Raw genomic sequence first — 5,566 nt, forward strand, 5'->3', positions numbered from 1 at the left:
GAGGTCGGACCCGGAGAGGTCTTTCAACGATCCGAGGAGTCGACCCATCGGGGTACGAGCTCCCGCAACAATCACAGAACTGGTCACGATTTCCTCCGGCTGCAAAAGAGACATAGTCGTCGGTTCCGTGCGGCCTAAGAGCCAAGTCACATCCCGACGTGTACTCCTCAAACGGTAGCGCTACCGTGAAAGGTATGACACAGACCTCCCCCAGTTCTGCACTCGCACCTTTGTCGTCCGACCTCGTCGTCGCGATCGATCACGTCGGAATCGCGGTGCCCGATCTCGACGCGGCAATCGCGTGGTACACGCAGCACCTGGGCATGGTGTCGACCCACGAGGAAATCAACGAATCGCAGGGCGTGCGCGAAGCCATGCTCTCCGTCGTCGGCTCCCCCGCCGGATCCACTGCCGTTCAGCTGCTCGCACCACTGGACGAGAACTCGACCATCGCCAAGTTCATCGACCGAAGCGGCCCCGGACTGCAGCAGCTCGCCTACCGGGTCACCGACATCGACGCCATCTCCGCCGAGCTTCGCGAGCGCGGTGTTCGGTTGCTGTACGACGCTCCCCGGCGCGGTACGGCCAACTCGCGCATCAACTTCATTCACCCGAAGGACGCCGGCGGCGTCCTGGTGGAACTGGTCGAACCCGACGCGAGCCACTAGCAGACCCGACTCCAGCTCGTATGCCAGGTAGATTGTCGCCATGGCATACGAGCAGGACCGCGGTTCGATCCAACTTCCGTTCCAGATCGCACGGAAGGGATACGACCGCGACGAGGTACGTAACTACTTCGAGCGATTCGACGCGGAGCTGCGAGTTACCGCGGCCGATCGTGATGCTGCCGCTGCGCAGGCCCGTGACCTTGCCAAGCAGCTCGACGATGCACGCGACGACATCGACGACCTCCGCAAGGACGTCGACCGCCTCTCGGTACCGCCCACCACTGCGGAGGGCATGAGCGATCGCATCAGCCGCATGCTGCGCCTTGCCTCCGACGAGGCTTCGGAGGTGCGCGCGAAGGCCGAGGCCGACGCAGCCGAGATGACCTCCATCGCCGAACAGGACGGCGCCCGCCTGCGCGGACACTACGAGTCGCTGATTGCCGAACTCGAGGACCGTCGCAATGCGATGGAAACCATGCACGAGCAGACCATGGCGCAGGCCCGTACCGAGGCCGCCCGGATCGTCGAAGCCGCACAGGCCGAGCGGGATCGCCTGGCTGCCGAGTCCGAGGCCAAGCGCACTCAGATCCGCGAAGACTTCGACATCTCGATGTCCGAGCGTCGCGCCAAGGTCGTCGCCGCCGTCAACGACCTGGAGTCGTCGAGCAAGGCAGAGGCCGAGCGTCGACTCTCCGATGCGTCGCACGAGGCTCAGCGCAGGCTGCAGGCCGCCACCGATCAGTCCGAGCGCAAGATCGCTCACGCGAAGGAACTCACCGAAGAACTGCGTGTTCTCCGTGGTCGAATTCTGGCTCAGCTCTTGGGCATTCGGGGACAACTCGATTCGGTTCCGGCCATGCTCGCATCGGTCAACCGGGAGAGCGAACTCCTCGATGCACCGCCCGCTCCGGTCATCGTCGAAGCCGAGGAAAATCTCGAGATCGAAGACAAGAAGGCCGACTCCGATCCGGTCGACTCAGAACCGAGTATCGACGAAGACGATGTTCTCGAGGACTCGGACGAGACCAACACCGCCGAGATCGACACCCGCGCCGTCGAGCAGCGAGCCCAGTCCCGGAACTGATCGACGCTCAGGACCACCGTCTGGTCAGGCTGCGAGTTCCGCGGCCTGACCAGCATCCGGTGTGCCAGTGTCGACGTTCGTTCGCGCCGCCCGGTTCCGAAGGCCATGTCACCACATGGGCGACACCGGGCCTGATGTCGTGATCACAACCGGGGCAGCGATAGAACTTCGTCGCGTTGGAGCCGGGTATCGGCCTCACCATGTACATTTCACCGCCCGGCCCCGGTTCCTCCCGGACCAGCGCCCCGCCGAACAACACACCACTGGGTGACTGCGATTCCGCGCCCGAATTCCGAGCACGCCGAGTATCCGTTCGACGGGATTGCTTCGGCGAAGGTTTGCGGCGCGGCATGGTTCGAGTCTAAACAGCGTCAGAAAAGTCGGAACTCGGTGCTTTCTGTACCACGCAAGGCCTCGTAGTCCAAGACCAGGCAACGGATCCCACGGTCGTTGGCCAAAGTCTTTGCCTGCGGCTTGATCTGTTGCGCTGCAAAAACTCCCGTGACCGGCGCGAGCAGAGGATCGCGGTTGAGCAACTCCAGGTACCGCGTCAACTGCTCGACGCCGTCGATCTCGCCGCGGCGCTTGATCTCCACCGCCACCGATGCACCGTCCGCGTCACGGACCAGAAGGTCGACCGGCCCGATGGCCGTCATGTACTCGCGCCGCACCAACGTGTAGCCGGGGCCGAGTGTCTCGACATGCTCCGCCAGAAGTTCTTGAAGGTGTGCCTCGACTCCGTCCTTGATCAATCCCGGATCGATACCGAGTTCATACGACGAATCGTGCTCGACCTCTTCGAGAGTGATCCGAAGCTCCTCGCCCGCCTTGTTGGTGACGACCCACAAGATGTCGTCGCTGTCGCCGGTGGTCTCGACCAACCAGCACGGCGGACTCATCCAGTTCAGCGGCTTGTACGCCCGATCGTCGGCATGAATGCTGACCGAGCCGTCGGCCTTCACCAACAGCAGTCGTCTTGCGGTAGGGAGGTGGGAGGTCAGGCGTCCCACATAATCGACACGGCAACGAGCAATAACTAGGCGCACCGGACCACCCTAAGCGATCATTACGACTACTCTCGACACACTATGCAGCGAAGCCGTGTCCCGAGTGCGCCCCTGGGGTCGTGGCTGCTCGGATCCACCGACGAAAGCCCCAGGCGCCGCCGAATCCGCGTCCAGGCACTACTCACCGCCCCTCTCCTGGTCACCAACCTGATCGGAGCGGTGCTGGCGATCGTGCTCGTCGGATTCGTGGTTCCCGGACCCGAGATCATCCACCCCGAATTCGCGTGGATCAACTTTATTGCCGTACCCGTCTTCATCGGGTGTGTCTTTCTCATCGGACTTCTGTGGGGCACCAAACGCCTCATGAGGGATCTCCGGTGGGCCACCGAGGATCACCGGCCAACCGAGCAGAATCAACGCGCGGCGTTGCGCGGGCCGTGGCGACTGACCCGAGTGCAAGCCGTCCTGTGGACGGCCGCGCTCATCACCTTCACGACCATGTACGGAATCGTCGACCCCGACACCATTCCGAAAGTTCTGTTCACCGTGGCTTTCAGCGGTATCACCACCTGTGCTTTCTGCTACCTGCTCAGCGAGTTCGCACTGCGCCCTATTGCTGCGCGTGCACTCGAATCCGGAGCACCCCGCAAGGCTGCCGTTCTCGGACTGACCGGCCGGACAATCCTCGTCTGGCTGCTCGGAAGCGGAGTCCCCGTCACCGGCTTGATGCTCGTAGCGGTCTTCAGCTTCATCCGGCCTGCTTCGTGGCAAGCCCTCGCAACCGCGATCCTCGTCATCGGCGGGATCACTCTGTGCGTCGGACTCGGGCTGACGTACATCAACATCCGATCAGCCGCGGCCCCCATTCGGTCCGTACGCCGAGGCATGGAACAAGTCACCCGTGGCGACCTCACCGCGTCCGTCGTCGTGTACGACGGGACCGAACTGGGACTGCTGCAGACCGGCTTCAATCGCATGGCCGAGGGCCTGCGCGAGCGCGAGAGGATTCGCGACCTCTTCGGGCGCCACGTCGGACACGAGGTTGCCGCAAACGCGGTTCGCCGAAACCCGGAACTCGGCGGTGAAGAACGCGACGTTGCCGTTCTCTTCGTCGACGTCATCGGATCGACCTCGATCGCGGCCACCAACTCCCCTACCGCGGTGGTCGCTCTACTCAACCGATTCTTCGACGTCATCGTCGACGAGGTAGATGCACACGGCGGATTCGTCAACAAGTTCGAGGGCGACGCAGCGCTGGCGATTTTCGGAGCGCCGACGACACTCGCCGATCACGCCGGCAGTGCACTCGCCGCCGCCCGCAAGATTCAGCAGCGCCTGCGTGCCGAAGTTCCGGAAGTGAGCGCGGGTATCGGCGTCGCTGCGGGAATTGCCGTTGCCGGAAACGTCGGTGCGCGAGAAAGATTCGAATACACCGTCATCGGTGATCCCGTCAACGAAGCAGCGCGACTGTCCGAGGTCGCCAAGACGGTCCCAGGTAACCTCGCCGCGTCCGGACGGGCTGTGGCCGCCGCTGACAGCGCCGAAGCCGCACGGTGGTCGATCACGGAGAACATCACCCTTCGTGGCCGCCTCGAACAGACCGAGCTCGCGATTCCCTGCGACGCCTTGGAGTCCGAGTCCACCCCGGCAGACTCTGTGCCCGTTCAGCCCTGATCTCACCGCCCACCTTGGGCGAACGGCACGTTCAGTCGATCCAAGGCGATGAACGCCACGTTCGCTCGATGATTTTCCCGCGTCCCGACGGTCTATATCGAAACAGCGGAAATCCGGCGATGCCGGGGAGATGGGTACGACTATGAAACTGACGACATTTACCATCGTCACTCTCGACGGGGTGATGCAAGGACTCGGTGGGCCGGACGAAGATCGACGCGGCGGATTCGAACGTGGCGGATGGTCCGCGCCACTGGTGGACACAGAAGCCATGTCTTACCTCGTCCAGGTCTACCAGCGCGCCGACGCCTTCCTGTTCGGTCGGCGGACCTATGACATCTTCGCCGGTTATTGGGGCGCGTTCGAGAATCCAGAGGTCAACCCGATCGCAAGCGCCTTGAATACGCGGCCCAAGTATCTTGCCTCGACAACGGTCACCGATCCGCAATGGAAGAACACCACGGCCCTTTCAGGTGACACCGCCGCAGCGATCGGCGAACTGAAAGCCAGACCCGGCGGCGAGCTTCAGGTGCACGGCAGTGGCGAATTGTGCCGCTGGCTTCTCGCGAACGATCTCGTCGACGAGATGATCTTGCTGATCGTTCCGGTGGTCGTAGGCCAGGGCACACGACTCTTTCCCGATACCGGACCGGATATCGCACTCGAGCTGGCCGAATCGCGAGCCACACCAAAGGGCGTGACGATCCAGCGGTATCTGCCCACTGGCCGGCCGAAGTATGCAACTGCCACCGCCGACGGCATCGACTGATCAGGGCAAAGCGCCCGTCGTCCTCGGTCGTGCGCCCGCCCCTAATGGTGTGAACGTATCGTTCCCCTCGTCTAGGAGGGTGAGAGTGTCGTTCACTCGGTCCCGGACGGGGTGGTGAGCCGGCCGTGCTCTTCTGCTCGTGATGGTGTGAACGGTACGTTCGGTCGATCTGAGGCGACGAACGTACCGTTCACTCGATCCGGGGGGGTGCCGGCGACGGGATGTTTCAGGGTGTTTCGGGTACGAGAAAGCCCCCCAACCATCACTGGTTGGGGGGCTTCTCTACATTGTGTTCGGCGGTGTCCTACTCTCCCACACCCTGTCGAGTGCAGTACCATCGGCGCTGAAGGGCTTAGCTTCCGGG

Annotated in this window: 6 protein-coding genes; 4 read left to right on the forward strand and 2 right to left on the reverse strand. The window is 63.1% G+C overall.

Annotated features, from left to right (window positions below; genetic code table 11):
- Positions 1-194: 194 nt before the first annotated feature.
- Entirely contained in the window at positions 195-668 is a 474-nt protein-coding gene (gene mce, locus EEB12_RS30370) for a methylmalonyl-CoA epimerase (RefSeq protein WP_020723660.1), read from the forward strand.
- A 40-nt stretch (positions 669-708) separates the two neighbouring features.
- Entirely contained in the window at positions 709-1,752 is a 1,044-nt protein-coding gene (locus EEB12_RS30375) for a hypothetical protein (RefSeq protein ID WP_029255700.1), read from the forward strand.
- A 7-nt stretch (positions 1,753-1,759) separates the two neighbouring features.
- On the opposite strand, the gene EEB12_RS31025 is transcribed toward EEB12_RS30375, so the two are convergent.
- A complete protein-coding gene (locus EEB12_RS31025) occupies positions 1,760-2,104 on the reverse strand; it encodes an ATP/GTP-binding protein (RefSeq protein ID WP_080656789.1) in 345 nt (114 codons plus the stop codon).
- A gap of 19 nt (positions 2,105-2,123) precedes the next feature.
- Entirely contained in the window at positions 2,124-2,798 is a 675-nt protein-coding gene (gene nucS, locus EEB12_RS30385) for an endonuclease NucS (RefSeq protein WP_141489213.1), read from the reverse strand.
- A 42-nt stretch (positions 2,799-2,840) separates the two neighbouring features.
- Between nucS and EEB12_RS30390 the strand changes: the two genes are divergently transcribed.
- Positions 2,841-4,433 (forward strand): adenylate/guanylate cyclase domain-containing protein, encoded by a 1,593-nt coding sequence (locus tag EEB12_RS30390; RefSeq protein ID WP_141489214.1) that lies wholly within the window; start codon positions 2,841-2,843, stop codon positions 4,431-4,433.
- Positions 4,434-4,575: 142 nt separating this feature from the next.
- Positions 4,576-5,202 (forward strand): dihydrofolate reductase family protein, encoded by a 627-nt coding sequence (locus EEB12_RS30395; protein ID WP_097388171.1) that lies wholly within the window; start codon positions 4,576-4,578, stop codon positions 5,200-5,202.
- Positions 5,203-5,566 lie beyond the last annotated feature (364 nt).

This window comes from Rhodococcus sp. WS1 (genome assembly GCF_003797745.1).
Lineage (GTDB): Bacteria > Actinomycetota > Actinomycetes > Mycobacteriales > Mycobacteriaceae > Rhodococcus_F > Rhodococcus_F erythropolis.

Coding starts and splice junctions, on each gene's coding strand:
- mce (WP_020723660.1), top strand. CDS start 195: ATGACACAGACCTCCCCCAGTTCTGCACTCGCACCTTTGTCGTCCGAC.
- EEB12_RS30375 (WP_029255700.1), top strand. CDS start 709: ATGGCATACGAGCAGGACCGCGGTTCGATCCAACTTCCGTTCCAGATC.
- EEB12_RS31025 (WP_080656789.1), bottom strand. CDS start 2,104: ATGCCGCGCCGCAAACCTTCGCCGAAGCAATCCCGTCGAACGGATACT.
- EEB12_RS30390 (WP_141489214.1), top strand. CDS start 2,841: ATGCAGCGAAGCCGTGTCCCGAGTGCGCCCCTGGGGTCGTGGCTGCTC.
- EEB12_RS30395 (WP_097388171.1), top strand. CDS start 4,576: ATGAAACTGACGACATTTACCATCGTCACTCTCGACGGGGTGATGCAA.